The 25,344-nt window shown below is 60.2% G+C and carries 26 protein-coding genes; 15 read left to right on the forward strand and 11 right to left on the reverse strand.

What is annotated here, in order from left to right; genetic code table 11:
- Nucleotides 1-66: 66 nt before the first annotated feature.
- Both VNX23_RS02760 and VNX23_RS02765 read right to left on the reverse strand, forming a co-directional pair.
- Nucleotides 67-246, reverse strand: a complete 180-nt coding sequence (locus VNX23_RS02760; protein WP_325627644.1) for a hypothetical protein — start codon at nucleotides 244-246, stop codon at nucleotides 67-69.
- A gap of 258 nt (nucleotides 247-504) precedes the next feature.
- Nucleotides 505-975 carry a hypothetical protein gene (locus tag VNX23_RS02765; protein WP_325627645.1) on the reverse strand — a complete coding sequence of 157 codons (471 nt, stop codon included), beginning with the start codon at nucleotides 973-975 and terminating at the stop codon, nucleotides 505-507.
- Between the two features lie 263 nt (nucleotides 976-1,238).
- Between VNX23_RS02765 and VNX23_RS02770 the strand changes: the two genes are divergently transcribed.
- From VNX23_RS02770 to VNX23_RS02780, 3 genes are all read left to right on the forward strand, one after another.
- Nucleotides 1,239-2,909, forward strand: coding sequence for a fumarate hydratase (locus VNX23_RS02770; protein ID WP_325627646.1), 1,671 nt, complete (start codon nucleotides 1,239-1,241; stop codon nucleotides 2,907-2,909).
- A gap of 153 nt (nucleotides 2,910-3,062) precedes the next feature.
- The gene (locus VNX23_RS02775) at nucleotides 3,063-3,515 is read left to right on the forward strand and encodes a MaoC family dehydratase (protein WP_325627647.1); all 453 of its coding nucleotides are present in this window, start codon (nucleotides 3,063-3,065) and stop codon (nucleotides 3,513-3,515) included.
- 452 nt (nucleotides 3,516-3,967) lie between these two features.
- Nucleotides 3,968-4,855 (forward strand): amino acid ABC transporter substrate-binding protein, encoded by an 888-nt coding sequence (locus tag VNX23_RS02780; protein WP_325627668.1) that lies wholly within the window; start codon nucleotides 3,968-3,970, stop codon nucleotides 4,853-4,855.
- A gap of 527 nt (nucleotides 4,856-5,382) precedes the next feature.
- On the opposite strand, the gene VNX23_RS02785 is transcribed toward VNX23_RS02780, so the two are convergent.
- A complete protein-coding gene (locus VNX23_RS02785; protein ID WP_325627648.1) occupies nucleotides 5,383-5,748 on the reverse strand; it encodes a CsbD family protein in 366 nt (121 codons plus the stop codon).
- A 300-nt stretch (nucleotides 5,749-6,048) separates the two neighbouring features.
- Between VNX23_RS02785 and VNX23_RS02790 the strand changes: the two genes are divergently transcribed.
- Complete coding sequence (locus tag VNX23_RS02790) at nucleotides 6,049-6,237, forward strand: hypothetical protein (protein WP_325627649.1); 189 nt, start codon at nucleotides 6,049-6,051, stop codon at nucleotides 6,235-6,237.
- On the opposite strand, the gene VNX23_RS02795 is transcribed toward VNX23_RS02790, so the two are convergent.
- Nucleotides 6,230-9,709: a GAF domain-containing protein gene (locus VNX23_RS02795; protein WP_325627650.1), complete on the reverse strand. Its 3,480-nt coding sequence runs from the start codon at nucleotides 9,707-9,709 to the stop codon at nucleotides 6,230-6,232. The two genes, VNX23_RS02790 and VNX23_RS02795, sit on opposite strands and share 8 nt — an antisense overlap.
- 384 nt (nucleotides 9,710-10,093) lie before the next feature.
- A complete protein-coding gene (locus VNX23_RS02800) occupies nucleotides 10,094-10,390 on the reverse strand; it encodes a hypothetical protein (RefSeq protein WP_325627651.1) in 297 nt (98 codons plus the stop codon).
- A 497-nt stretch (nucleotides 10,391-10,887) separates the two neighbouring features.
- On the opposite strand from VNX23_RS02800, the gene VNX23_RS02805 reads away from it, so the two are divergent.
- Entirely contained in the window at nucleotides 10,888-11,577 is a 690-nt protein-coding gene (locus VNX23_RS02805) for an SET domain-containing protein (RefSeq protein WP_325627652.1), read from the forward strand.
- Nucleotides 11,578-11,607: 30 nt separating this feature from the next.
- Here VNX23_RS02805 and VNX23_RS02810 read toward each other — a convergent pair whose 3' ends face one another.
- Nucleotides 11,608-12,006 carry a hypothetical protein gene (locus VNX23_RS02810; RefSeq protein ID WP_325627653.1) on the reverse strand — a complete coding sequence of 133 codons (399 nt, stop codon included), beginning with the start codon at nucleotides 12,004-12,006 and terminating at the stop codon, nucleotides 11,608-11,610.
- A 154-nt stretch (nucleotides 12,007-12,160) separates the two neighbouring features.
- On the opposite strand from VNX23_RS02810, the gene VNX23_RS02815 reads away from it, so the two are divergent.
- The 3 genes from VNX23_RS02815 to VNX23_RS02825 all read left to right on the forward strand — a co-directional run bounded on the left by VNX23_RS02815 (nucleotide 12,161) and on the right by VNX23_RS02825 (nucleotide 14,259).
- Nucleotides 12,161-12,982 (forward strand): helix-turn-helix transcriptional regulator, encoded by an 822-nt coding sequence (locus VNX23_RS02815; RefSeq protein WP_325627669.1) that lies wholly within the window; start codon nucleotides 12,161-12,163, stop codon nucleotides 12,980-12,982.
- Between the two features lie 69 nt (nucleotides 12,983-13,051).
- Complete coding sequence (locus tag VNX23_RS02820; RefSeq protein ID WP_325627654.1) at nucleotides 13,052-13,720, forward strand: DsbA family oxidoreductase; 669 nt, start codon at nucleotides 13,052-13,054, stop codon at nucleotides 13,718-13,720.
- An 89-nt stretch (nucleotides 13,721-13,809) separates the two neighbouring features.
- A complete protein-coding gene (locus tag VNX23_RS02825) occupies nucleotides 13,810-14,259 on the forward strand; it encodes a flagellar basal body rod protein FlgC (protein ID WP_325627655.1) in 450 nt (149 codons plus the stop codon).
- A 429-nt stretch (nucleotides 14,260-14,688) separates the two neighbouring features.
- Here the strand turns inward: VNX23_RS02825 and ccoG are convergent, their stop codons facing one another.
- Nucleotides 14,689-16,119 (reverse strand): cytochrome c oxidase accessory protein CcoG, encoded by a 1,431-nt coding sequence (gene ccoG / locus VNX23_RS02830; RefSeq protein WP_325627656.1) that lies wholly within the window; start codon nucleotides 16,117-16,119, stop codon nucleotides 14,689-14,691.
- A gap of 589 nt (nucleotides 16,120-16,708) precedes the next feature.
- Here ccoG and VNX23_RS02835 point away from each other — a divergent pair.
- Entirely contained in the window at nucleotides 16,709-17,068 is a 360-nt protein-coding gene (locus tag VNX23_RS02835; RefSeq protein ID WP_325627657.1) for a carboxymuconolactone decarboxylase family protein, read from the forward strand.
- Between the two features lie 9 nt (nucleotides 17,069-17,077).
- Here the strand turns inward: VNX23_RS02835 and VNX23_RS02840 are convergent, their stop codons facing one another.
- Nucleotides 17,078-17,284, reverse strand: coding sequence for a hypothetical protein (locus tag VNX23_RS02840; RefSeq protein WP_325627658.1), 207 nt, complete (start codon nucleotides 17,282-17,284; stop codon nucleotides 17,078-17,080).
- Between the two features lie 468 nt (nucleotides 17,285-17,752).
- On the opposite strand from VNX23_RS02840, the gene VNX23_RS02845 reads away from it, so the two are divergent.
- On the forward strand, nucleotides 17,753-18,325 hold the full coding sequence (locus tag VNX23_RS02845; RefSeq protein WP_325627659.1) for a TetR/AcrR family transcriptional regulator: 573 nt from the start codon (nucleotides 17,753-17,755) through the stop codon (nucleotides 18,323-18,325).
- 182 nt (nucleotides 18,326-18,507) lie between these two features.
- Here VNX23_RS02845 and VNX23_RS02850 read toward each other — a convergent pair whose 3' ends face one another.
- Nucleotides 18,508-18,972 (reverse strand): PaaI family thioesterase, encoded by a 465-nt coding sequence (locus tag VNX23_RS02850; protein ID WP_325627660.1) that lies wholly within the window; start codon nucleotides 18,970-18,972, stop codon nucleotides 18,508-18,510.
- Between the two features lie 352 nt (nucleotides 18,973-19,324).
- On the opposite strand from VNX23_RS02850, the gene VNX23_RS02855 reads away from it, so the two are divergent.
- The 3 genes from VNX23_RS02855 to VNX23_RS02865 all read left to right on the forward strand — a co-directional run bounded on the left by VNX23_RS02855 (nucleotide 19,325) and on the right by VNX23_RS02865 (nucleotide 20,757).
- The gene (locus VNX23_RS02855) at nucleotides 19,325-19,615 is read left to right on the forward strand and encodes a hypothetical protein (protein ID WP_325627661.1); all 291 of its coding nucleotides are present in this window, start codon (nucleotides 19,325-19,327) and stop codon (nucleotides 19,613-19,615) included.
- A 289-nt stretch (nucleotides 19,616-19,904) separates the two neighbouring features.
- The gene (locus tag VNX23_RS02860; RefSeq protein ID WP_325627662.1) at nucleotides 19,905-20,135 is read left to right on the forward strand and encodes a hypothetical protein; all 231 of its coding nucleotides are present in this window, start codon (nucleotides 19,905-19,907) and stop codon (nucleotides 20,133-20,135) included.
- 292 nt (nucleotides 20,136-20,427) lie between these two features.
- Nucleotides 20,428-20,757 carry a hypothetical protein gene (locus VNX23_RS02865; RefSeq protein ID WP_325627663.1) on the forward strand — a complete coding sequence of 110 codons (330 nt, stop codon included), beginning with the start codon at nucleotides 20,428-20,430 and terminating at the stop codon, nucleotides 20,755-20,757.
- A 46-nt stretch (nucleotides 20,758-20,803) separates the two neighbouring features.
- Here the strand turns inward: VNX23_RS02865 and VNX23_RS02870 are convergent, their stop codons facing one another.
- The gene (locus VNX23_RS02870) at nucleotides 20,804-20,998 is read right to left on the reverse strand and encodes a hypothetical protein (RefSeq protein ID WP_325627664.1); all 195 of its coding nucleotides are present in this window, start codon (nucleotides 20,996-20,998) and stop codon (nucleotides 20,804-20,806) included.
- A gap of 634 nt (nucleotides 20,999-21,632) precedes the next feature.
- Nucleotides 21,633-21,806, reverse strand: a complete 174-nt coding sequence (locus VNX23_RS02875; RefSeq protein WP_325627665.1) for a hypothetical protein — start codon at nucleotides 21,804-21,806, stop codon at nucleotides 21,633-21,635.
- A gap of 2,114 nt (nucleotides 21,807-23,920) precedes the next feature.
- Here VNX23_RS02875 and recA point away from each other — a divergent pair.
- Nucleotides 23,921-25,012, forward strand: a complete 1,092-nt coding sequence (gene recA, locus VNX23_RS02880; protein WP_325627666.1) for a recombinase RecA — start codon at nucleotides 23,921-23,923, stop codon at nucleotides 25,010-25,012.
- Nucleotides 25,013-25,153: 141 nt separating this feature from the next.
- Nucleotides 25,154-25,327: a hypothetical protein gene (locus tag VNX23_RS02885; protein ID WP_325627667.1), complete on the forward strand. Its 174-nt coding sequence runs from the start codon at nucleotides 25,154-25,156 to the stop codon at nucleotides 25,325-25,327.
- The last annotated feature ends 17 nt before the right edge of the window (nucleotides 25,328-25,344 follow it).

Raw genomic sequence — 25,344 nt, forward strand, 5'->3', positions numbered from 1 at the left:
GTCGTTTCTGTCGGAAGCAGACGAGCGATTTCAGGCAAGTTTGCGGCGAGTTCCTTTCGCGTCTGTTCAGACGAGCTGGTTGACCCGCGTTCCCTGTCCCGGCGGCAGCGGAAGCTGAACCGTCGGCTGCGCCGCGCCGGCGTCGTTGGCATCGGCATTGACATCGGGCGGCTTGGTCGCGGTCGCGCTGGTGTCGGGATAGGTGATCGGCGTCGGTACTGACGGCGGAATGCTCGATATGCTCATGGACGGAGTCCTGCTCGCACTATTTGGGTCGGATTGTGGGATTGGCGATGCAAACGCTTTATGAATCCGGCTCCGCAATCACGACCTATCGGGACTCGCGCTCTCGGATGGTGAACGGAAAGGGCAATGGATTCGTTAAAATTGTAGCGACAAAAAACTAGTGCCGACGATTTGAAGTTCCTGCATAACCCGCGGCAAAACTCCGACAGCAACTTCAAATCGAAGAGCGGCACTAGATCATATTAGCCGCAGTTGACCTTACTGATCCTTACCGCGCTGGATGGCGATCGAGGCTTCGGTCTTGGTTCGCGTGCATTCCATGTCGAGCCGCTTGAAGCGCATGTTGATCTTGTCGCCGCGCAGCAGGCCCATGCGCTTGAGGCAGCGGCTCGTGCCGGTCATCACGTCCTCCTTCGGCAGCGTGAAAACGATGGCCGCCGCCGAGCCGACCAGCTCGATGAATTCGGCTCGAAGCTTGCGGTCCCCCTTGGCAAAAAGCTCGTTGGCGTATTTGTGGTTCGGACAGCCGAGCGACAGCTCTTTCGCCGCCGGATGCGACAGGTAGATCATATTTGCCGCCGGAAACTGGATCTTCAGCCCATCGATCTGGTCCTTGAGCAGGTTGGCAATGTCCTCGCAATGATCGGCGCGGGCAGGTTGCGTGCCTGCAACACCCAAAAATGCCACGGATAGCAGCGCCGTTGCTGCGAGGATCGCAGTGGGTCTCATAACTTCACCTTCGACGCCATTGGAAATGCCCCGTCGCGGCCATTGAAGCCTCCGTCAGCGCTTCGCGCAAGGGTGGACGCGCCGCTTACGCGCCGCCTGCCCCGAAGGACGCGAGGCCTGGACCTCGAGGAGGGGTATCCGCGCTGTCTGATCCGCGCTGCGCTCCCTTTCTTTTCGCGCAAAAGTGCTTAGAACCTGTCATAGCCGGCTCGCCTTTCCGATGCATGCGCTTTCCGGCTTTGAACAGATTTGCGAGCATTCCCATGAACGCCCCGACCGCCTTTCCCGACCAGCAAAAACCCGTCCCGCCCTACATGCACACGCCGCTGTTTCCGCTCGGCGAGGATACGACGCCATACAAGAAGGTCACGACCGAGGGCGTGCGGGTCGAAAAGGTGCTGGGCAAGGACATGCTCGTGGTCTCGCGCGAGGCGTTGCGGGCGCTTTCGGAAGCCGCCTTCGGCGAGATCAATCATTATCTGCGCCCCTCGCATCTCAAGCAGCTGCGCGCGATCCTCGACGACAGGGAAGCCAGCGACAACGACAAATTCGTCGCCTTCGATTTCCTGAAGAACGCCAATATCGCCGCCGGCGGGATCTTGCCGATGTGCCAGGATACCGGCACCGCGATCATCATGGGCAAGAAGGGCGCGCGCGTGCTCACCGACGGCGACGACGAGGCCGCGCTCTCGGAAGGCGCGCGCGACGCCTATCTGCGGCGCAATTTGCGCTACTCGCAGGTGGCGCCGCTGTCGATGTACGAGGAAAAGAACACCGCCAACAACATGCCGGCACAATGCGACCTCTATGCCGAGGGCGGCTCTTTGCAATCAGACCTGGCCTACAAGTTCATGTTCATGGCCAAGGGCGGCGGCTCCGCCAACAAGAGTTTTCTGTTCCAGGCGACGCCTTCGGTGCTCACAAAAGATCGCCTGCTGGCCTTCCTGAAGGAGAAGATACTGACGCTCGGCACCGCGGCGTGCCCGCCCTATCACCTCGCAATCGTGATCGGCGGCACCTCGGCGGAGCTCTGTATGAAGACGGTGAAGCTTGCTTCCGCCCGCTATCTCGATGCACTTCCGACCCACGGCTCGGCCGACGGCAATGCGTTCCGTGATCTCGAGATGGAGCAGGAAATCCACAAGATGACGCAATCGCTCGGGGTCGGGGCGCAGTTCGGCGGCAAATATTTCTGCCACGACGTCCGCGTGATCCGCATGCCGCGTCACGGCGCTTCGCTGCCGATCGGGCTCGGCGTGTCCTGCTCGGCGGATCGCCAGGTGCTCGGCAAGATCACAAGCGACGGCATCTATCTCGAAGAACTCGAGCATAATCCGGCGCAATATCTCCCCGCAGTCGAGCAGGCGCTCGGCGGCGACGTGGTCAGGATCGATCTCAACCAGCCGATGAAGGACATTCGGGCGACACTTGCAAAACATCCGATCAAGACGCGCCTGTCGCTGACGGGGACCATGATCGTGGCGCGGGATTCGGCGCACGCCAAATTGCGCGAACGGCTGGAGAAGGGCGAGCCGCTGCCGGATTACTTCAAGAACCATCCGATCTATTACGCGGGTCCCGCCAAGACGCCGGAAGGCTATGCCTCGGGCGCCTTTGGCCCGACCACCGCGGGACGGATGGATTCTTTCGTCGACCAGTTCCAGGCCGCCGGTGGCTCGATGGTGATGCTGGCGAAGGGCAACCGCGCCCCTAGCGTGCGCGAGGCCTGCAAGAAGCATGGCGGCTTTTATCTCGGCTCGATTGGAGGGGCGGCGGCTAACCTTGCCGAGCACTGCATCAAGAAGGTCGAGGTAGTGGAATATCCCGAACTCGGGATGGAAGCGATCTGGCGCATCGAGGTGGTGGATTTCCCGGCCTTCATCATCATCGACGACAAGGGCAACGACTTTTTCAAGGAACTAAATCTGGGGTGAGACCCTCATGGTGAGGAGCGTGTTGTCGCATATAGATTATGCGGGGTTTTTCTTCTCCCTCCCCGAGCTTTCGCGGGGGAGGACCAGGAGACCCGGCCAACCGGTCCGCGAAGCGCGTCTTGACTAGGATGAGAAGCAGGAGCAGGGGCTAGCATGGTCGAGTGGTTCGACGACCTCAAGCTCGGAATGCGCTTCAAGAGCGCAGAGGCAATAACGATCTCCAGGGACGACATCCTGCGCTTTGCGGCCGAATTCGATCCGCAGCCGTTTCACCTCGATGAAGCGGCTGCGGAGAAGTCGATCCTGGGCGGGCTCGCGGCTTCGGGATGGCACACGGCGGCGCTCGCAATGCGATTGGCGATCACGGCACGGCCGTTCGGGCCGCATCCGCTTTTCGGGGCAGGGGTCGATGAACTTCGCTGGTTGAAGCCGGTGCGCCCCGGCGACACCCTGCGTCTCGAAGGCGAGGTCATCGAGCTGGTTCCGTCGAAAACCAGGCCGCAAGGCATCGCCCGTGTCAAATGGACCGCGTTCAACCAGAATGGCGAAGCCGTCTATACCTTCAATCCGATCGCGATCGTGCCGCGCCGGCCAGGAGTGAGGTGAACTCCGTTTCACCCTCTCCCCTTGCGGGAGAGGGTTATCACATTTTGCGGCGCAGCCTCCGATCGCTCCCCCGCGAAAGCGTGGGGAGGGTGCATAGGCGACCTTCGGTCGCCGTCCTTAAGAAGCAAAACGCCGATGCTTTGCATCGGCTATGCGCGAAGCGACGGTCGGGTGGGGGAGCTTGCTGAAAAGGTCTCAATTTGATGGGTCTTTTTGAAAACCCCCACCCCGATGCTCGCTTCGCTCGCATCGACCCTCCCCACAAGGGAGAGGGAGAAGAAAGTGCCTCTCGTAGTCAAATACGATTGCTCCGTCCTGCAAGGGAGAGAGCGAGTGGTCGCCGTCGATCTGTCGACCGGTGACTTGAAAAATGATCCAATATCGCCAAGCATGGCCGAGAACGGCAGCATCGGCAGCGGAGAATTTTAGTGCGTAAAGACCTGTTCGCGGCGATGACCCTCGCGATGCTTGTTTCAGGCTACTCAAGGCCAGAAGCTGAGGAACTGACAGGTACGCTTCTCAAGGTGAAAGAGCTCGGATACATCACCATCGGGCACCGCGAGGCGTCGGTGCCGTTCTCCTACCTCGACGACAAGCGGCAGCCGGTCGGCTTTGCCATGGACATCTGCGCCAAAATCGTCGAGGCCGTGAAGCGCGAGCTGAAGCTCGACAATCTCGAGGTGCGGTATCAGCTGGTGACGGCTTCGGCGCGCATTCCGCTCCTGGCCAATGGCACGATTGACCTTGAATGCGGCAACACCACCAACAATGCCGAGCGGCAAAAGCAGGTGTGGTACACCAACACGCATTTTTTGACGGCGAGCCGTTTCCTTTCGAAAGTCGAGTCGAACATCGGCTCGATCAGCGACCTCAAGGGCAAGACCATCGTCTCTCCGGCCGGTTCGACCAACATCAAACAGGCCCTCGAATTCAATAGCAGATTGAATCTGGGGATGACGATCGTCCCGGCCCAGGATCAAGGGGAAGCGTTCCTGATGGTCGAGACCGGCAGGGCCGTGGCCTTTGTCCAGGACGATGTGATTCTCGCCGGTCTGATCGCGATATCGAAGGATCCAAAGGCGTACGTGATCTCGGACGATGCGTTCTCCAGGCCCGAGCCGTACGGAATCATGCTGCGCAAGGATGATGTGGCGTTCAAGAGGGTTGCCGATGCGGCAACCGCAGCTCTCTACAGGAGTGCGGAGGGTGCGGCGCTCTATGCCAAATGGTTCACGCAAGCCATCCCGCCAAAAGGCATCAACCTGAACATCGCGATGAGCCCTGCGCTGAAGCGGGCCTTCGAGAATCCGACGGACTCACCGGACCCGGCGGCTTACTGATCGGCGAGAGACGCGTTCCCCGGACGCCGCGCAGCGCGCGGCGCCGCTGATGCGATACCGACAGGATCTTCAAATTCGCCGCACTCGTCGATCGGAGATGGGTCCTGCATTTGCGGTGCTTCACTTGCGTGCCGCTCCGCGCGGGACATGAAAGAACTCCGCCCGCTACGCGGCATTATCCCAATTTACTTCCCGTTTTACAGGTTCAACGCCCGCGCGCAGACCGGCGGCGAGCAACGGCTACTCCCAGGAGGAACGCTACGAACAGCGAGCCAAGAGGAGCCTCGCGCACGACGTTGCTCAGGATACTTAGAGGCCTGCCGGGCTTTCGGCCGGCTTCGATCGCGCTACTGATGCGATTAATAGCGCCATCGACCGCTTCGGAAATCTCCGCGATCGCGGATTTCGGTTCTGGACTGGGATCCAAACCTTCATAGACCAGAGGGGGGCTTTCATCACTCACGGTTTAATCTCCAAACCAACGAGCAGCGACCAGGTAAAGCCTTGATGTCCGCGGTCAACGCCGCCTACCGCCACCGCGACGTTGGGCGGCGCGGTTGCCGCGTCATCATTAACGCCAGCGCAAAGCCAATGCCGCCGGCAATCAACAACGAACTGAGCGGGTTTTCCTGCACGCTCTTCGCTATCGCTTGCGAGCCGTCGCGGAACGTATCGCTGCTTTTCTCATAAGAGTCCTTGGCGTATCCAAAGGCCGCATCCTTGGCTTCGCGAGCCGCATCCTTGGCTTGACCGTACAGGTTTTGCGCCGCACCTGCCGTCTCGCGAAAGTGACCCTCGGCCTGAGCCTTGGTATCGCCAGCCATACCGCCGACTGCACCCTCGGCCTTGCCCGCGAAATCCTTCGCCGACCCGGCAATTCGATCCTTGTCCATGCGCATACTCCATATGAAGCTCTGCAGAGCTAATCGACAGAATCGGTTTCTGTTCCTGACAGTTCGCAATGTCGCCGTTCAATCTGTGCCAACCGAGCGGCGGCCTTGCCACTTTTGCCTAAACCCGATCGCCCCTGCGGCCTGGAACAAGGCTTTCTCCGGCGCGTTGACGGAGTTCGAACTGAGAAGGGACCGGTAATTGCAGGCAGCCACAGGTGGCCAAGAAATCCCTCGTAATTGTCACAATTGAAGGCTGCGATAGCTCCGAAGCGTTCGAGAGACAGCCATCGAGGATTGAGGATGAACGACACATTTGAACGCAAGGTCGTTACACCGGCCGAGCGCGAAGCCCGCAAAATATTCAGGGAAGCAGAAGCTTCCAAAGCCATGACAGAGCACGAGCGCGCGCAGAAGGCTTTTCACAAGAATCGAGAACGGTTGAAAGCTTTGAGGCTGGCTCGCGACGCCGCGGCCGCCAAGGCTAAGTGACCGGCGTATGCCGCCGTCGCGGCAGCCGCACCGTGAACTCTGTGAAATCGCCGACTTCGCTATCGAACGTGATCGTACCGCCGTGTTGCAGGGTTACGATCTCGTAGCTTATCGACAGGCCAAGCCCGGTGCCTTCCCCGGTCGGCTTGGTCGTGAAGAAGGGCTGGAACAGTTTCTCGTAATCCTCCGCCGGAATGCCGACCCCGTTGTCACGCACCCGGACCTCGACGCCTTCGCCAAGTTCGCGGGTCGCGATCTGAAGGGCTGGGCTAAAAGCGCCGTTGCCCTCGCGGCCACGCTTGGTGACGGCATAGAAACCGTTGCTGATGAGGTTAAGGAGCACGCGATTCACATCCTGCGACACGACCTCGATCGGAGTGAGATTACGATCGAGGTCAAGTTCCAACTCGACTTTGAAATCCTGGTCCTGCGCCCGGGCGCCGTGATAGGCGAGGTTCAAGCTCTCCTCGACGAGCGCGTTCAAATCGGTCACCTGCCAGTCGCCGGTGCCGCCGCGTGAGTGCTGCAACATGCCACGGACGATGCCGTCGGCGCGACGACCGTGTTCGGCGATCTTTTCGAGATTGCCAGTTAGTATCCCGATTGTCTCGAGAATCTCCGCGCGCTTGCTGGAATGGAGTGCGCCGATTGCCTCGGCCGTCGCTTCCTTCAATTCCCCCAAAAGCTCGACCGATAGTCCGGCAAAATTGTTGACGAAATTAAGTGGGTTCTTGATCTCGTGCGCGATGCCGGCGGTGAGTTGCCCAAGTGCCGCCATCTTCTGCGCGTGGACCAGACTAGCCTGCGCCGCCTGCAAATCGCGCAATGCCGCCTCGGCGGCGTCGCGCGCAGCACGGATCGCCTCCTCAGCACGCTTCCGCTCCGTAATGTCGGCATAGATCAGCACGAAGCCCCCATCGGGAACTGGATTGCGGCGCGCCTCGATGACGCGGCCATCGGGTCGCGTCCGCTCAAGGCGGAGAGCCTGCCAGGGATTTTCGTTGAGGCGACTCAGGTCAGCTTCAAGATCGGCTGAGTACTCGCCGCGGTCGGCAAGATAGCGGAAATACTCGGCATAGCTTGGCCGCTGGGCGAAGAAAGCGTCAGGCAGATCGAGCATTTCCTGGAAATTCCGGTTCCACGCGACAAGGCGTGTATCGGCCCCGAACATGACGACGCCGTCGCCCATGTTGTCAAAGGTGACGCGCAGCTCCGCCTGGCGGTCACGCAACTCCTCGAACAGCCGGGCGTTCTCGATGGCGATGACAGCCTGGTTGGCAAAGGTAGTGACCAGTTCGATCTCCTTGTCCGTGAACGGATCGACGCGGGTACGGTGAACCGTGAAGATGCCGACCAGCGCCTCCTCGCGCAGGAGCGGAACGCCGAGTATCGTGCGGGCCCCCGTGACTTTTGCTCCCGCGTAGCTGTATTCGGGGTCCTGCAAGATATCGGGGATGTGGACGGCGCGGCGTTCCAACGCCACACGACCGCTGACAGTGCCGCGGTCGTGCGTCAATGGATGAGTTTGGATGAATACTTCTGCCTTCTCCGAAAGGCCACGCGCTGCGACCAGGTGATACTTGTCGTCACGCCGCCGGAACATGAGCGTCTGATCGGTGCGGCAGAGGCGCGCCACGGTCTCAACGAGCGTGTCAAGGACCATATCGAGGTCGACGGTGGAGCGGCTGATGATCTTGAGCACGTCACCGGTCGCGGTGAGCTCATCGACCGAGCGCGCGAGATCGGCCTGGCGCTCCCGTAATTCTTCAAACAACCGCGAATTCTCGATGGCGATCACCGCCTGGTCGGCGAAGGTGGTGACCAGCTCGATCTCCTTGTCTGTGAATGGGGCGACACGTGCGCGGAGAAGACTGAACAAACCGATCAGCGTCTCGCCCCGCAGCAGAGGCACCGCCAACACGGTGCGATATCCGGCGAGACGCTGCCCCTCTTCCCAGGTGTATTCGGGATCCGCCAGCACGTCGGCGATGTGAACGGTGCACCGCTCGGCCGCCGCCCGCGCAATCGCGGTGCCGCGGCCAGCTTTGGGTATAGGATTACGCGAAAGCCATTCCTCGCTTTCGGGCGAGAAACCGTGCGAGGCTATCGAGTAATAGTGGTCATCCTGACGTCGGTACATTCGCGCTTGATCGGCATGGCAAAGCCGCGCTGCCGTCTCGACGAGCGTGTCGAGGACCGTCACGAGGTCGACCGTCGATCGGCTGATGATCTTGAGAACGTCGCCGGTCGCGGTGAGTTCGTCCACCGAGCGCGCTAACTCAGTCTGGCGGTCCCGTAGTTCCTCAAAGAGACGCGCATTCTCGATCGCGATCACCGCCTGATCGGCAAAAGTGCTGGCGAGTTCGATCTCTTTGTCTGTAAACGGTTCAACGCGGGTACGGTTGATGATGAAGATGCCGAGGAACGAGTCCTGACGCAGCAGCGGAACGCCGAGCATCGTGCGGTAGCCCTGGATCCTCTGTCCTTCCAGGTAGGCGTATTCCGGATCTTGCAAGACGTCACCGATTTGAATCGGCCGGCGCTCCAACTCCACGCGCCCGCTAAGCGTGCCTCGATTGGCCGCGAGAGGATGAGAAAGGAGAAAGTCCTTTGCTTCGTTTGGAAGGCCATAGGACGCCACCACGTGGTAGCGCTCGTCGAGTCGACGGAACATTACCGCTTGTTCGGCGCGGCAGAGGCGCGCTACCGTCTCCACCAGCGTGTCGAGAACCGTCTCGAGGTCGGTGGTGGAACGGCTGATGATCTTTAGTACGTCGCTCGTTGCGGTCAGCTCGTCCACCGAGCGCGCAAGTTCAGCCTGACGCTCGCGCAGCTCACCCAGGAGCCGGGCATTCTCCATCGCAATGACCGCCTGGGCAGCGAAGCTTTCGAGAAGCGAGATCTCTTTCTCGGTGAAAGGCCTCACCTCTGCTCGGGAAGCAGCGATGTAGCCGAGCAGCGCTCCCTCCTTGCGCAAGGGGATGAACAACGTGGTCCGGACGCCGGCGTCGAGCGAGGCACGGGCAAGCGGATCGTCGATCTCGGCCCAATCCGCGATTTGGGCAAAGCGCGCGCCCTCCAGCAAGCGATAATGCGGCAGGCTCGGACCCGGGACAAACCCCTGACGAAGGCGAGCCGCAAACGTCTCCGGAAATCCGCGCACCGCGACGGCGCGGAACCTGTCGCCGTCATAAAGCAGCAAGGTGCCGAGCGCGACCGCGCAAAGGCTGTGAGCCTTTTCCAGAATTTTCGCGAATACCGGCGCAAGGTCGCCGGGCGATGAATTGATGACCTGCAGCACCTCGGCGGTGGCGGTCTGCCGCTCGAGCGCCTCGGTGAGATCGCGGGTTAGATTGCCTACCTGCTTTTGCAGGTCGGTGATGGATGGGGTCGCGGTTGAAACTTTGGGAGCCTTGGGCCTGTTGGCACGCCGACTCTTGACCAGTTGCTCGCTTCCGCCGCGTCGCCGCATTTCGCTCCCCTCGGATGGGTCACGACCAGGCCCAATCTTATGCAAATCCGGGGTATCGTGCCATGGCAAGAGGTCCGGCAGGGCTAAGTTTCGACTGAGCCAGCCAGTCCTTGCCTGCCATTTGATGTCCGCTTCGCGCTCAAAGGACCAGTTCAGGCGAACCTTGCGCAGGTCTGCGGCGAGATCGCGAAGCCATGGGTGTGAAACGCGGGGTCTACCCTCTCCCCTTGCGGGAGAGGGTGGTTTCGGGCGTGAGCGAGAAACCGGGTGAGGGGTTTAATTGTCGGAGCGCCGACCCTCACCCGGCTCGAATTTCGCTTTGCTCATTCTCGCCACCCTCTCCCGCAAGGGGAGAGGGGAAGGGGAGCAATCTGCGAGTCTGTGTTACGCCCTTGTTCCCGTGAACGGAAAGCTGCCCATCGGGCCGATGCCGACGTCGCCGGCAATGCTGTTGCCGGAAACCTTGCCGGTGAACTCGAGCGTGAGCGGCATCGGGTTGTCGATCGAAATTTTCCATGACACGTCATCGCCATTGGCCGTGCCATCGAAGATTTCGGTCGAATTGCCCTCGGCGGCCTGCGTGCCCGTGAGCGCGCCGCCGGCGCTCTTGACGCTGAGCGTCGAGTTGCGCTCGCCCATCGGCGTGCTCATGATGATGTTCCAGTTTCCGTCGACGGCCATCTCAATCTCCTGGTATTTCGTGGCAGAATCAAATTGGTATTTCGGGGCTTTGCGGCGGTATAGCGCATCTGGCAGCGGATGCCCAAGAGTGGATCGGGGCAGAGAAGGGCGCGACCGGGTGGCAGCGAATGCGATCGCAAGCCGCCCGAGCCAGTCCGCTGCGGCCTCATTGCGACGGTCCCTTGATGTCCAGTCCCTTGATGTCCAGTCCGTTGATGTCAATGGGCGCCGCTGCCAATTTTTTGAGCGTGGGCCGCTGAAATCATTTTCAGGCCGTCACAATGGGCGAAGAGGAAGAAAGCGCAAGGGTTGACAATGCAGGCTGTGGAACGCGCCTGATCGGTCGTCGTTGTTGAGAGACCTAAGTACTTGACATGCGCAATCTGGGGAAGGATCACGCAAAGCGCGCGAGGGGCCTGACATTTGCACGGAATTGTTTTAGAACATCGCCCTCGCGGTCCCTCGTCTTCACCAAGCGTCTCAGTTGCCTCATCGTCATGCCCGATATATCGTCGAAAAAACCGTACCGCATCGGCCGTTCCCGCACCGGACTAGGCCTCTTCGCCACCAAAACGATCAAGAAGGGCACCAAAATCATCCGCTATTTTGGGCCGCTCCTCGATACAAGGAAGAAGAAGCACGACGAGATCGAGAACAAATATCTGTTCGAACTCGACGACCGCTGGACGATCGACGGTTCGGTGCGCAAGAACATCGCTCGCTACATCAATCATTCCTGCAAACCGAATGCGGAATCCGACGTCAAGCCGCGCAAGCGCAAGGTCTTCATCCGCGCGATCAGGAACATCGAGGTAGGCGAAGAGATCAACTACGATTACGGCACCGATTACTTCAAGGCCTACCTCAAGCCGATCGGATGCAAATGCCAGGGGTGCGAGAGGAAGCGTGCGAAGAAACGTGCCGAGGCGCGGGCCGAGCGGTTGCGGCTGAAGGCCAAGGCTGAACGGAAGGCCATCAGGCTGGCCGAGAAAGAGGCGGCAAAGAGGCTCAACGGCAAGGCGGCCCACGTCAACGGCAAGCTTGTCCGCGACAGCCATCTGAACGGGATCGTCCTGAACGGGCGCGGCCGTTCCGAGGTCTTCCCAAGAAAAAGGGCCGCCGCGAGGCCAAGCGCTTCTGGAACGCTTCCGACCGCCGCGGTGGCCGTAGAACGGCAAGCGGGCTAGGAGACGCTGCCCGCAACGGGATGCGAACCACTAGGCCGCAAGCTCCCCGCTGCTCCGCCGCAAGCCGATATATTGCAGTTCGGCGAGCACGCCGACCACGATCGCCTGCATCGCAATCGCCGCTTCGCCGAGCAGGTTCGGCGTCACCGCGCCACTGAACAGGAGCGCGATGCTCGCCAGCGTCCAGGCGGCGTTGCCGGCGATCACGATCATAACCAGTGCCCTTAGCATGGTTGCGCGAGTGCCGAGCCACCCGACGAAGGCCGCATAGGCGACCAGGAACAGGCCGGTCTCGCGCAATAGTCCTGCGGGAAGGTTCGTTAGCGGTGCGAAGGCGGGGCCACCGAGAGTGAGCAGCACGGCCGATACGCCGCTGAAGATGGCGTCGGCCTGCAGGGCGCGGCGCAAAAACAAGGAAGGATGGATCATCTCGGGTTCTCCTTAAGCAAGTGGGGAGGGGATCAGCGCGTCGGGATTTGACGCGTCACCTCCTGTGGGCGCGAAGATGATCTGCCGGAAGAGGCCAATCCATTACGTCCGAGGTAATGGAAGGCATGAAATTCTCGTGCTAATTCTCGAAACCATGATCGCTCCATCTGCCACCGCCCGCGCCGATGAAGGAACGCCCACCCTGATCGGCGAACATTTGCGCCAATGGCGTCAGCGCCGGCATCTGAGCCAGCTTGATCTTGCCGGCGACGCCGAGATCTCTGCGCGACATTTGAGTTTTGTGGAAACCGGCCGCGCGGCGCCATCGCGCGAGATGGTGTTGAAACTCGCCGAACGGCTCAACGTGCCCCTGCGCGAACGCAACGTGCTGTTGGTCGCGGCAGGATTCGCACCCGCCTTCCCGCAGCGCTCGCTCGATGATCCCGCGCTCAAGTCGGCGCGCGCCGCAATCGATCTTGTGCTGCGCGCGCATGAGCCTAACCCGGCACTCGCCTATGACCGGCACTGGAACCTGGTTTCGGCCAATCGCATGGTGGCGCCGCTGTTACGGGGCGTGCCGGAACGGCTGCTGGCTCCGCCGATCAACATCCTGCGCCTGGCCTTTCACCCCGAGGCATTGGCCGCGCGCACGGTCAATGTCGCGGAATGGTGCGGACATCTGTTGGAACGGTTGCATCGCCAATGCGAGGCGACCGCCGATCCCGGGCTGATCAGGCTCTATCAGGAGCTGAAATCCTATCCAATTCCGGCGCGATCGGCGCCGTTGCCGGCGGATAACGTCGCCATTCCGTTCAAGGTGCGCTTCGGCGGCGAGGTGATGAGCTTCATGTCGGCGACGATGATTTTCGGCACGCCGATCGACATCACGCTTTCCGAGCTGGCGCTCGAGACGTTCTTCCCCGCCGACGAAATCACCGCCGAGCGAATGCGGGTCATGGCGGCCGCTCTCGCATAGCTCGGTCGGGTCCCTTGTTTGCAGTGACGTTGCGGCTTATCTGGTGGGCCTGAACCCAAGGACGCCCCCATGAGCACCTTGAAGCCCCTTAAGATCGACATCGTCTCCGACGTGGTGTGCCCCTGGTGCTATATCGGAAAACGCCGCATCGAGAACGCGTTGGCGCTTGTCCCGGACGTTCCGGTCGAAGTGCACTGGCGGCCGTTCTTTCTCAATCCCTGGGTGCCGCGCGAAGGCATCAGCCGCGAGGATTATCTCACCACCAAGTTCGGCTCGGTCGATGGCTACAAGGGCATCGCGGGGCGCGTCGTCACCGCCGCAGGCGAGGAGGGCCTGACCTACCGGCCCGATCTCGTCAAGCGGCAGCCGAACACGATCGATTGCCATCGCCTGATTCATTGGGCCGACGCGATTGGCAAGGCGGCCGAGATGAAACAGCGGCTGATGGAACTGTATTTCCGCGACGGCGGCGATCTTACCGAGACAGATGTGCTGGTGCAGGCGGCGGCCGATTGCGGTCTCGATACCGAGGATGTACGCCGCCGACTTGCAACTGACGAAGATGTTGCGTTGATCTCGGCGCAGGCGCAGGAAGCTGCCGACAAGGGCATTTCCGGCGTGCCGACCTTTGTGTTCGCGCAGAAATACGCAGTCTCCGGGGCGCAGGACGCCAATCTGCTCGCCCGCGCCATCCGCCAGGTATCGGCGGAAGTGAACGCGCAGGCCGCCACGGCCTAACAGTGGGTTAGCTGAAAGAAAACACAAAACGACGCATTTTACGGATGAAGTGAATAAGCGATTACGGTTTGTCCCGTAGACGAGAGTTCATGAGCACACTCTCGATTGCGACATCCGGACTTTCCGCGGCGAGCTTGCGTCTGAATGTGACCGCGAGCAATATCGCCAACGTTCGCACCACAGGCCCATTGCCCGCGACGGGCGGATCGGGGACGTCGGGCGGCACGGGCACTTCGAGCAACAATTCGACCTTTCCCGCTGCCTATGTGCCGTTACGGGTCAATCAGGTCGATCAATCGAGCGGTTCGACGCCCGGCGGCACGGTCGCGACCGTGTCGACGGTTTCGCCGAGCTTCGTTGCGCAATTTGACCCAAGTGCTCCCTTCGCCAACCAGGGTGGCCTGGTCGCGGCGCCGAATATCGACCTCGCCAGCCAATTCATTCAACTGCTCACGGCGAAGTACGATTTCGCGGCAAATGCGAAGGTCATTCAAGCCTACGACGATACGACAAAGTCACTGCTCGATATCAAGGTGTGATATCCGAATCGGATGGCGTGCTCCGCGTCGCAGCGAGGCGCACGCGAATGACTGTCTCACTCGAAGAACTCTATAGCGTTTTCGAGCGAAGTGGATACCGGTTCGCGTGAAGAAAACGCGCCAAAACAAAAGATTAGAGCCTCGGTTCTGATTCAATCAGAACCGAAAAGGCTCCAGCGATCTCGAAAGAAAAGAACCGCGCGGCGCGCCAGATCGGATTGATTCTGGGATGGTCGGCGCTCGCGGTGGAGCAAGCCGTGGCAAGCACCGCATCGGCGCACAGATGCCGCCTCAGGTCGAGGTGAACTGCACGCCCTAAAGCGTTTTCGAGCGAAGTGGATACGGTTCGCGTGAAGAAAACGCGTCAAAACAAAAGATTAGAGCCTCGGTTCTGATTCAATCAGAACCGAAAAGGCTCTAGCGCAGGGGTTACTGGGTCGACGGAATGAAATGGTCCTGCGCATCGGCGGCTTCTCCGGTCGCGGGGTCGGTCGCCCTGATCTCGATCGGGACCGGGCCCGGCGGCAACAACGCACTTTTCAGTTGAACGGAGAGGCGGATTTCCCGGGTCTGGTCCTGCCCAACCTCGACGGCGAGCTTGCCATCCGCGCCGGGTTCGGTGCCGGGGATATGGAGTTCGGCGCCTTTCAGCCCCGACACGCCCAGCGTGAAGGTCCTTTTGGGTCCCTTGTTGAGGATGCGCACGGTGTAATTGTTGCGGACGCCGCCATCCGACAGCAGCACGAAAAGCGGATTGCGGTCGTGTAGCACATTGACGTCCATGGAGCTTCGGGTTGTCAGCGTGTACAGCATCAGCCCGCCGACGGCGGCGATGATGGCGGCGTAAAGAACGGTCCTTGGCCGGATCAGGCGGTATATCGGCGGCTTTCCGGCCTGGCGGCGCTGGCCGTTGATGTCGGTGTCGTAGCCGATCAGGCCGGTCGGGCGGCCGATCTCGCGCATGATGTTGTCGCAGGCATCGATGCACAGGCCGCACTGAATGCACCCAAGCTGGATTCCCTCGCGAATATCGACGCCGGTCGGACACACATTGATGCACTGGTGGCAATCGATGCAGTCGCCGGCGGGCTCGCCCTGCAAGCGCAACTGTTCGGCCTTCTTGACCGACACGCGCGGCTCGCCGCGATCGAGGCGATAGGTGACGTTGAGCGCCCATTCGTCGGTCAGCGCGGCCTGAATTCGCGGCCACGGGCACATATAGATGCAGACCTGCTCGCGGGCGTGGCCGGCGAAGGTATAGGTGGTCGCGGTCAGGATCGCGATCCATACATAGGCGATGAATGGCGCCTGGAACGTCGCGAGATCCTTCACCAGCGTCGGCGCGTCCGCAAAATAAAGAACCCAGGCGCCGCCCGTCCACCAGGCGATCATCAGCCAGATGAAATGCTTGGTGACGCTCTGCCGGACGTGGGTCGACGTCCACCCGCGTTTGTCGCTCAGCATGCGCTCGCGGCGGTCGCCTTCGACGAGGCGCTCCACGGCGTAAAACAGGTCGGTCCAGACGGTCTGCGGACAGAGATAGCCGCACCACACGCGCCCGGCGACCGCATTCATGAGAAACAGCGTCATGGCCGCGATGATCAAGAGGCCGGTAAAGTAATAGACCTCCTGCGGCCAAAGCTCGATGAAGAAGAAGTAGAACCGCGAATGCTGGAAATCGACGAGGACAGCCTGATTGGGCAGACCGGGGCCGCGGTTCCAGCGAACGAAGGGCAAGAGGTAGTAGACCCCCAGCGCGAAGACGAGGATCGCCCATTTGATCCGGCGGAATTTGCCGTGAACGGCCTGTGGATAGACCTTCTTGCGCGCTTCGTAGAGCGGACCTTCGATGGTGGTCATGGTTGGCGGCAATCCGCAAAAGGCTTCGCCAGCCTTGAAGCGGCTCGCAAAGCTGGGAAATGAACTCTGCTCCTAGTGTCCTGATTCCGAAGTTCGCATCATTTTGCGGCGACCTCGTTTGCGAACTTCGGAATTGAAAGGACACCAGCAAGTCATTGTTTTTTAGTGGTCCGATTCCAACATTCGCATCCCATCTTGGCAGGCAGTCTTGCGAATGTTGGAATCCAAGGACCACTAGCAAATATTGGTTTTCTAGTGGGGTTTTTGGATTTGACATTCGCTTTTCGAGTTCGGCGTCGGTACCGTCGCGAATGTCAAATCCACTCCACTAGTGTGGCTTTGGTTCAGAAGTCCGCGTGACGAACTCACAGCACCAATGATGCGGACTTCTGAACCGCCACACTAGCGCGGGCGCAAAGCCTGCACTTTGCGATAGCTCAAAGGAACCGGGCCCATGGCTGCCACCAGCAAGCGCCATCCGCGAGGATGCGGACGACAATTCTTGAGCAAGGTCAACACCCCCGGAGGCGATTTTTGGCGAAATATCACCGCAGGTCCAAGGGTCGCGTCGGGCTCAAGGGGTTCAATCATGGAAAAAAGCTATATCGACATCACCAAGCGCATTTCGGGTAACTTGCGGAAACTGCGCCAGGACATTCCCGACACCATGAAGGCGTTTTCGGCGCTGGCGCAGGCTGCAACCCGTGACGGCGCGCTGGACAAGAAGAGTAAGGAACTGATCGCCCTTGCGATCGGGATTGCCACGCGCTGTGACGGCTGCATCGGCTTTCACATCGAGACGCTGGTCAGGCTGGGTGCAACGCGCCTCGAAGTGGAGGAAACCCTCGGCATGGCTGTCTATATGGGAGGAGGTCCGTCGCTGATGTATGCGGCAGACGCGATTGCGGCCTATGAGGAGTTCGCAAAGCAAATGAACGTGGCGGCGTAAAAGACGCCGCTACCAGCTATAACGCACGACGACCTTGCCGGCGCAGGAGCGGGTGAGGTTCGAGAACTCTCCCTCGAAGCTGGCGGCGGTCGAGCCACTAAGCGTTGAAGTTGGTGCCAGGCCAGCGCCGCCGATCACCGCGCCGCTGGCCCCGCTGGCGTTGACGCTGTCCAAAAACGCATGAATGCGATCGGTGATGTCAGGGTTCTGGCTCACCGAATTTTGTGTGTTGGTTGTCGCGAAGGTGCCGCTGCACGTCGGCGTGACCGGACCACTGCCGCTCGTGGCACAATCTGCGAAGGCGCCGGAACTTGCCAATGGCGCGGGGACAAAAAAGCGGTCGCCCTGATTGAACGTATCAGAATGAAATCAAACGCAGCATTACGTAACGCCCTAACTCCCCCAGTTTGACGACAGTCCCTTTGCGCACGCGGCTGTTGGCCGTCGCTTTGCGTCACATGCTCCACCCGTTGTCTCGTCCAGGTTGTGTGCAACCTCCGATTACATTTTCGTGATCAGGGGAATGTTCGCCCACCTGAGGCGTCTTGTCTCTTCTGAATGGGACTCCGCAGATACGGCGCGGACGAGAACAATCGGGGAGGTTATGATCAATAACATACAACCTAATGTTTACGAACATCTCATGCATAGTGACAATTTCTCAACACCCGCGCGAGCATGAGAATGGCCAGTCAGCCTCACCATCGTGAACAGGTCCGGCAAAGGATCATTCAGAGCGCGCTGCTTCTGTTCAACCGGCATGGGTTCACCGCCGCCTCGATCGACGACATCATGGCAGGCGCCGGAATGACGCGCGGCGGCTTCTACAGTTACTTCCAAAGCAAAAGCGAACTCTATGCCGAGGCGATCAGCTGTTTTGTGAGCGGCAAGCTGGAAGACATCGCGTCCTCGGAGAAGGCATCGGATCGCGCCGTTCATCTCATCCGCGACTATCTTTCCAGCAAGCACTTCGAGCAAGTGGAGACGAACTGTCCCCTGATCGGCCTGCCCAACGACGTTTCCAGGACCGACCAGTCGGTCAGGGAGGCACAGGAATCGGCGCTGAGGATGATGATCGAAACCTTCGAGAAGGGGATTTTGGCTGCCTCGGAGCCGGCAAGGCAACTCGCGCTGGCGCTCACCTCCCTTTGCATTGGCGGCATGGTGCTGGCCCGCGCGATCGAGAATCCTTCGCTCGCCGACGAACTCCGCGAGGCGACGATGGCGACCGCGCTGAAGATTGGCGAGTGGGCCTAATGCGGCGGATTTGACATTCGCTTCAATATCGCCTCGATTCCTCGAGGCGAACGTCAAATCCAAGAATCGCCTATGTCAGCGCACGCCGGCGCTCATGCAAATTGCGCGCGTTCAAAGCGCTGAGTTGGACCACCGGCTGCTGATCTTGGTGGCCATTTTGTCCCTGTGCGGCATCGGATTTATCACAGCATCGCAAAGGCGCTCGACACCATCGCCACCGGCTTGTTGTCGGCCGCACTCGATAGCGTGACTCGGCCGAAGCCCATGGTGCGCCCCAGCCGCACGATACGGGCGTCGGCCAGAACGTCCGCACCGACGACGGCGCGCATGAAGTGCGTGGTCTGATCGACCGTCGTCATCGGTCGATAGCCGCGGTTGGCGGCAAGCATGGCGATCACCATGGCGGTGTCGGCGAGCGCCATCAGCGCCTGCCCGCACACGATGCCGCCGTGGCGGCACAGGCGTTCGGAAAACGCCATGCGCAGGACCGCGCCCGCCTGCCAGTCCGGTGGAACGGGCTCAGGCGGCACACAGTCAAGTTCAACAATCGACAGGCCGAGATCCTGCACCCAGGGTGCAAACACTTCGCCAAGGACGCGCCTTGCTTCTTCGATGTCGAATTCCGCAGGCTTTGGTTCGTATTGCATGGCGAAAGATTCCTGTTGGCGGGAGTGCCGATAGTGCTTATTCCGCGGCCTGTGGGAAGATGACGGGCCGCGGCTTGAAAAAGCCGGACTGTGGGTCATAAGATAGGGAAGATCGGGGGAGCGCGTCGACCATGTTCAGGCGATTGGCGCTGATTTTCAGCGTGGTTGCTATCGGCCTTGTGCTGGACGGCTGCACCAAGTGCGGTCCAATCTGGGACGATTGGATGCCCTCACCGAAATCCTGCAAGTCGGACCACCTCTAGTGTGGCGATGGTACCGGTGCTGCAACCTCAAGCGCTTGGCGCCGTGCCAAGCGCGATGGTATATTGAGGGCAATAGACAGGGAGTACGCATGAGAGTTTTCCGCCTCGCGGCCGCGATCATTTTGCTCGCCTCACCCGCCTTTGCGCAGGTACCTCCGGTCAATTTGCTGCAAGACAACAAGCCTGCGAAGTCGCAGGAGGAAAAAGACGCCGAGGCCGCGCGGGACAAGGCCTACAAGGAGTCGCTCAAGAAAATCCCGGACGCGAAGGCGCCGACCGATCCCTGGGGCAATGTGCGTAGCTCGGACGCGCCCAAGACTCCCGCGAAGTCCGCGTCTTCGGCCAAGACCAAGCCCAAAAGCGGCAGCTCCTCAAATTGACCCGGTCCGCGCTGCCGCGGTCGGTCCGGTAGTTGTCTTGGTCCCTTTGGCGCTCCCCGAAACGGGGGGTGGGCAGGAAGTCCATCATTTGACATTCGCTACCCAACTGGCCGCGGGACAGCAAAGCGAATCCGGAAACTGCACCAGGAGCCCATATTTGCTCGTGGTCCTGCAATTCCAACATTCGTAAATAGGCCTTCGCACAGGATGCGAATGTTGGAACTGGACCACTGGGTTTGGCGACCCAGAGACCTATATTGATACTGTCGTCATTGGTTGGAGTTGCGACATGATCTCACGCCCGCGCGACCTGGCGGGCCGAATGGCTGGCCGCCGTACGCGCGATGACGGCTATTTGCGCGAGACTTTCAGCCTCCCACGCGAGAAGGCGAGGGCAAAGGCGCGCGATTTCCTCACGCGCTACCCCAAGCAAGCCTATATGAGCGGCGTCGAAAGCTGGCGCGAACTGCCCGACGGGAACATCGAATTCACGATGCGGCGGTTGCGGAGCGCCGACTAAAGCGCGATGAAAATTAGGTTGCGCTATAACCGCGACGAAGGTGTGCTCCCTCTCCCTTTGAGAGAGGGTTCCCTCACCCGGATCGCTCTCGCGATCCGACCTCTCCACACCGGGGAGAGTGAATCGAGTCTGCTGCACAAAGCGATTCAACTAAAACTCATCCCGCTTTAGCGAAATCTGAACATTGCCGGATTTGAAATTTCGACCCCGCATCGTTTCAGCTCCGTATAATTGTCGGTTTTTTCTAGACCGGCCCTTCAGCAAATTGGCTTAGCACCCTTCAGGGGAAGCCATGTCCAGACAACGTAAAACCGGCGCCGGCAGGAAGGTCCGGGTCGATCTTCAGCGGCCGGGATTTTTGATCCCTGCACCCGACGCGCCGTGGATCGAATGTGTGATCGTTGAGGTGTCCGATGAGGGTGTTTGCCTCGAGGTCGGCTCGCTGGCGGTACCGAAAATATTCGGCCTGGCATTCACAGCCAGCGGCGAGGTCTTTCGCGCCTGCTCCTTGAGCTGGCGCAACGGGGAGTGCCTGGGCGCGCGCTTCGTGTCGGCGAAGGAGCTAAGGGGCAGCGTTGAGACCGAGAAGGCCGAACCAGAACCAGAGAAAGCCGCCGGTTGAAGTGCATTAGCAACGCGGGCCGCATCCTTGAGTCGCCTCTACGCGCTCACTCGCTTTCCGTAATCCGGATCAGGCCATCGCCGGTGACGAGCGGACCCTTGGAGGTGACAATGACATAGCCGAGGCTCATCAGCTTGGCGAGGTGAGGCGCCGGTACCACGGGAGTGGGCGAGGTGATCGCAATTTCAATCAGCGAGGCGAACTCTTCGGGCGTCAAAAGTTTGGGGGCATGGACGGTCATGTTGAACTCGCGATCGAATCGGGCCGAGCCCGTCGTCGCGAAGAGCGAGAACGAACCCGGCAACGTTGAATTCTAACATCCATTGCCGAAACTCCAGCATCCATTTCGAAAAATTTGACTGTCCTGCCCATTGATTTTTTTTTGTGATAGGAACCACAGGAACCCGGCCCTTGCGGTTGCGCTTTCCCGGCGAAATTCCTGAACGCGAGTTGCATCAGCCGAAAGAAGCCGTGCGGCGGGACAAAGCCGCCATTGGCGCGTGAGCGGCGAGGGCTCTTCGAAATACGGCAACCGGAAAGCGGCGACGACGCGCGGCTGAGCAACGCGATCATTCACCAAAATTGGGGGTGGGGTCGCCGACCGAGAATTTGAAACAAGCCGACGACCCCTGCCGCGCAATTGAAATTGTGGCCCGTGCGGGTCAGCTCTACGCGACACTTAAGGCAAACGCCCTATTGTGACCGCACGCGCTACTCAAATAGTGCCTACGCAGTTCAGCTTAGATAGAATTTAGCGGATAGTGCCCGCTCGGTTCCAATTGCAAGCCTTGCGGACGATCGAGGCCTGGCATGCAAGAGTTGCGCATGCAAGAGCTACGGTTCCAGCCCCTTGTCCAGCCCCTTGCCCGGCGCGCTCATTCCTCGCCCAGGAGCTTGCCGGTCAAATTGTTGATGAAGTGCAGCCTGTGGCAGGCGGCGCAGACCACGGATCCGTGCGTGGCCTTGGCTGCGTCGTCGGATACGGCGGGCAGCCAATGCTGCACGTTCATTCCGGTTTGCGGGCATTTGTAAATGATCGGGCGGGACATCGGATCAGTATGATGATGCCGGCAGGGGTTGAAAACTACGTATCAATACGGAGGTGTTATCGTAGTGTTGGCTCTCGAGGAGAGCCTTGGGCGCGAAAATCAGCGGGAATTCTCGGGGCCAAGCAGCTTTCCGGTGCTGCAGTTGCGAAAATGCAGCCGGGAGCACGCAGGGCAGGCCACCACCGCTGCGTATTCATGCTCGCGGCTGCCCTCCCGGTCAGTGCGGTGCTGCACCTTCAGATCGGGCAAATGAAGATCAGATTCATTCCGCCCTTGTCGGCGCTTCCCGCCATGAAACCATGATCTGCCGCAAGGCTCTGCCTCCGTGGGAATACGGATCAGCGCGAGAATCGGTTCCGATATTGAGCAAGGGACGACGACGTGTTCATCAGGCGACAGGCGATGGTCGAGGATCGCCAGAACTCGAGACGGGCCGATGAAAGGATCGAACAGTGAAACCGGGACTGCGGAAACAAAAATGCCGCCGTGGGGCGGCCTACTGTTTGGTGGGAGGCTCTAGTGACTTGCTCTTGGTCCAAGCCTCAACCTGCGGCGACCTGAGCGGATCGATATGGTCGCAGTCCAGACATTTCATGACCGGCGGCGGTCTGCCGTCCGGCCCCAAAAGCAAAAGCATGGGCTTGCCACAACTGGGACAAGGTTTTCGCAACGCGTCGGTCATGCGGCGGTTCCTGGTCCCTTAGACCTCGGACACAGGAGGGCGCGCAATCACGTAGGTTAATTCCTGTTCCAAAGCACGGCGCAGAACAGGAAATCCTGAAAAGGTCGACCTTCCGCGTGGGGGGTGTGGAAGCCTGGCGAGGGCGGCCGCTATTTTGATCGATCCGACTCAGTTCGCTGGCGATCCGCGCGATCGGCCAGCGCCGCATATTCGCCGGCCATGATCTCCAGCTCTTTTCGCGTTTCCTCGGATGAGGAAAGAGCCGCCTGCCTGCGGCACATCAATTCGAGCGAACGATAGGACAGGTTTCCAAGCTGGTCGGGCATCCGAAAAAAGCTAGGGGCGACACAACGAGCGGCACTTAACTATGTTAGTCGCGACATCGTTGTCCACAATCCAAAATGGAGCGCTTCATTTTCCGTGCCTTGCCAGGCCAATGAGGTCGCCCTCGATGGCAACAGGATCGTCGTGTCAGCGGTAGTCGGTCTGCGTGACGCCAAGCGCCTCTTAAAGCGCTTGGAAGCAAACATCGCTTTGCTTGAAGAAGAAGAAAAGGAAACCGGCGAAAATGAAGAGGCCGCCAACTGAGGCGGCCTTAGTACCTGCGAACAATCCTTTTCCTCGGCCGCTTCGGCTTCACCTCTGCGGGCTCAGCCTCAAGTGGGGGACTGGCGGCCTCTCGCGCAAGCCGCTCGGCACGAAGCCGCAGCATGTTTGCGCGAGCCGCCTCTTCTCCGGCCCGGTATGAGGCGTAGCCCTGTGAGGCTTCCGCCTGCCTCTGCGCGAGCGATTTCTTGAATGGGTCATCTGCCATCCCGGACATATACGTATTCGGCCGGCCGGCCGCAGCAAGCGAATTAGGACACTGCTAACTTTAAACCAGGACACCGGGGGTCAAATACGGCGAGCGCCCCGTTCGGGGTGCTGGCCCTTGGCCAGTACCCCCTTTCAGGGTGCTGTCCCGGTCTACCCGTTGCCTATGCGGACGAGGTTTCCGAAACAAGTTCGTAGATGATTTCGGCGCCAGCCGAATCGAAAGAGGCCGCCAACTGAGGCGGCCTTACTTCACGAGCAGGAACATGAGCAGGGCCACGCCAAGTGCGTTCAAGGAAATAAACACGAGCAGGCGTTCACGGGCGGTCATCGCGCTGGCCTAATCCATTGGCAGGAGGGAAGGCGGGAGCGCGATTAAAGCGATCTCATCACCGATATGAGCCACGAACAGTGCGGTGATGGCTCTGACCCTACACCAAGTTAGGACACCGCTAACTTTAAACTAGGACACCGGGGGTCAAATACGGACAGCACCCCCGTTCCGAAAAAGAACATATTGCGAACATGGAACAAATAGGGTACGGTATTTCCAATCACTGAATCAGACTTTCCGCCCGTTTGTCCCGCCCGCGAATCCCCGCCATAAGGAGCACCACCTATGTCTGCTACGGCCCTGCGTATCGTCGAAGGATCCTCCATGGACAAGTCCAAGGCCCTGTCCGCCGCGCTTTCCCAGATCGAGCGTCAGTTCGGCAAGGGTTCGGTGATGAAGCTCGGCAAGAACGACCGCTCGATGGATGTCGAGACGGTTTCCTCCGGCTCGCTCGGGCTGGACATCGCGCTCGGCGTCGGCGGCCTGCCGAAGGGGCGGGTCGTCGAAATCTACGGCCCCGAATCGTCGGGCAAAACCACGCTGGCGCTGCACACGGTCGCCGAGGGCCAGAAGAGGGGCGGTATCTGCGCGTTCATCGATGCCGAACACGCGCTTGATCCCGTCTACGCCAGAAAACTCGGCGTCAACATCGACGAACTCCTGATCTCGCAGCCCGACACCGGCGAGCAGGCGCTGGAAATCTGCGACACGCTGGTGCGCTCCGGCGCGATTGACGTGCTGGTGGTGGATTCGGTGGCGGCGCTGGTGCCGAAGGCCGAACTCGAAGGCGAGATGGGCGACGCGTTGCCCGGCCTGCAGGCGCGGCTGATGAGCCAGGCGCTGCGCAAGCTCACCGCCTCGATCAACAAATCCAACACCATGGTGATCTTCATCAACCAGATCCGAATGAAGATCGGCGTGATGTACGGGTCGCCGGAAACCACCACCGGCGGCAATGCGCTGAAGTTCTACGCGTCTGTCCGTCTCGACATCCGTCGCATCGGCGCGATCAAGGAGCGCGACGAGGTCGTCGGCAACCAGACCCGCGTCAAGGAAGTGAAGAACAAGCTGGCGCCACCGTTCAAGCAGGTCGAATTCGATATCATGTATGGCGAGGGCGTCTCCAAGATGGGCGAAATTCTCGATCTCGGCGTCAAGGCCGGCATCGTCGAGAAATCCGGCGCCTGGTTCTCTTACGACAGCCAGCGTTTGGGGCAGGGCCGCGAGAATTCAAAGGCGTTCCTCAAAGCCAATCCCGACATGACCGCGAAGATCGAAGTCGCGATCCGCCAGAACTCCGGCCTGATCGCCGAGCAGATTCTAGCTGGCAGCCCCGAGCGCGACGCCGAGGGCGAAGAGGAAGCCGCGGAGGATTGAGTTCTTCCGGGAGTTTTTCCCGACTTTAGTTTTCCGGACTCGGGCCGCCCGGCCTGAGTTCCGACACAAGCGGGCGCTGAGGACGTTGAGTTGCCGACGTGTTCAGCGCCCGTTTTTGTTTTGCGTAAAGTTGGGAGGAACATGACAAGTCTGATCCTGACTGGTGACGCCTCCGCCGCGGTTGGTTTCACCAAGGTCGGTCGCGCCGACATCGCGATCGACCTCGTGCGACGCGGAACTCGCGGCAATGTTGGCACCGCGCACAACACAAGGTCCGGGTTCACATTGGCTCGATTATGCATCCACCGCGGCTAGACAAAAGATCGGCGGGA

Source organism: Bradyrhizobium sp., assembly GCF_035570375.1.
In the GTDB taxonomy this organism is placed as follows: domain Bacteria; phylum Pseudomonadota; class Alphaproteobacteria; order Rhizobiales; family Xanthobacteraceae; genus Bradyrhizobium.

Excerpts from the sequence above, each read along its gene's own strand:
- VNX23_RS02760 (WP_325627644.1), bottom strand. The coding sequence starts at position 246 with ATGAGCATATCGAGCATTCCGCCGTCAGTACCGACGCCGATCACCTAT.
- VNX23_RS02765 (WP_325627645.1), bottom strand. The coding sequence starts at position 975 with ATGAGACCCACTGCGATCCTCGCAGCAACGGCGCTGCTATCCGTGGCA.
- VNX23_RS02770 (WP_325627646.1), top strand. The coding sequence starts at position 1,239 with ATGAACGCCCCGACCGCCTTTCCCGACCAGCAAAAACCCGTCCCGCCC.
- VNX23_RS02775 (WP_325627647.1), top strand. The coding sequence starts at position 3,063 with ATGGTCGAGTGGTTCGACGACCTCAAGCTCGGAATGCGCTTCAAGAGC.
- VNX23_RS02780 (WP_325627668.1), top strand. The coding sequence starts at position 3,968 with ATGACCCTCGCGATGCTTGTTTCAGGCTACTCAAGGCCAGAAGCTGAG.
- VNX23_RS02785 (WP_325627648.1), bottom strand. The coding sequence starts at position 5,748 with ATGGACAAGGATCGAATTGCCGGGTCGGCGAAGGATTTCGCGGGCAAG.
- VNX23_RS02790 (WP_325627649.1), top strand. The coding sequence starts at position 6,049 with ATGAACGACACATTTGAACGCAAGGTCGTTACACCGGCCGAGCGCGAA.
- VNX23_RS02795 (WP_325627650.1), bottom strand. The coding sequence starts at position 9,709 with ATGCGGCGACGCGGCGGAAGCGAGCAACTGGTCAAGAGTCGGCGTGCC.
- VNX23_RS02800 (WP_325627651.1), bottom strand. The coding sequence starts at position 10,390 with ATGGCCGTCGACGGAAACTGGAACATCATCATGAGCACGCCGATGGGC.
- VNX23_RS02805 (WP_325627652.1), top strand. The coding sequence starts at position 10,888 with ATGCCCGATATATCGTCGAAAAAACCGTACCGCATCGGCCGTTCCCGC.
- VNX23_RS02810 (WP_325627653.1), bottom strand. The coding sequence starts at position 12,006 with ATGATCCATCCTTCCTTGTTTTTGCGCCGCGCCCTGCAGGCCGACGCC.
- VNX23_RS02815 (WP_325627669.1), top strand. The coding sequence starts at position 12,161 with ATGATCGCTCCATCTGCCACCGCCCGCGCCGATGAAGGAACGCCCACC.
- VNX23_RS02820 (WP_325627654.1), top strand. The coding sequence starts at position 13,052 with ATGAGCACCTTGAAGCCCCTTAAGATCGACATCGTCTCCGACGTGGTG.
- VNX23_RS02825 (WP_325627655.1), top strand. The coding sequence starts at position 13,810 with ATGAGCACACTCTCGATTGCGACATCCGGACTTTCCGCGGCGAGCTTG.
- ccoG (WP_325627656.1), bottom strand. The coding sequence starts at position 16,119 with ATGACCACCATCGAAGGTCCGCTCTACGAAGCGCGCAAGAAGGTCTAT.
- VNX23_RS02835 (WP_325627657.1), top strand. The coding sequence starts at position 16,709 with ATGGAAAAAAGCTATATCGACATCACCAAGCGCATTTCGGGTAACTTG.
- VNX23_RS02845 (WP_325627659.1), top strand. The coding sequence starts at position 17,753 with ATGGCCAGTCAGCCTCACCATCGTGAACAGGTCCGGCAAAGGATCATT.
- VNX23_RS02850 (WP_325627660.1), bottom strand. The coding sequence starts at position 18,972 with ATGCAATACGAACCAAAGCCTGCGGAATTCGACATCGAAGAAGCAAGG.
- VNX23_RS02855 (WP_325627661.1), top strand. The coding sequence starts at position 19,325 with ATGAGAGTTTTCCGCCTCGCGGCCGCGATCATTTTGCTCGCCTCACCC.
- VNX23_RS02860 (WP_325627662.1), top strand. The coding sequence starts at position 19,905 with ATGATCTCACGCCCGCGCGACCTGGCGGGCCGAATGGCTGGCCGCCGT.
- VNX23_RS02865 (WP_325627663.1), top strand. The coding sequence starts at position 20,428 with ATGTCCAGACAACGTAAAACCGGCGCCGGCAGGAAGGTCCGGGTCGAT.
- VNX23_RS02870 (WP_325627664.1), bottom strand. The coding sequence starts at position 20,998 with ATGACCGTCCATGCCCCCAAACTTTTGACGCCCGAAGAGTTCGCCTCG.
- VNX23_RS02875 (WP_325627665.1), bottom strand. The coding sequence starts at position 21,806 with ATGTCCCGCCCGATCATTTACAAATGCCCGCAAACCGGAATGAACGTG.
- recA (WP_325627666.1), top strand. The coding sequence starts at position 23,921 with ATGTCTGCTACGGCCCTGCGTATCGTCGAAGGATCCTCCATGGACAAG.
- VNX23_RS02885 (WP_325627667.1), top strand. The coding sequence starts at position 25,154 with ATGACAAGTCTGATCCTGACTGGTGACGCCTCCGCCGCGGTTGGTTTC.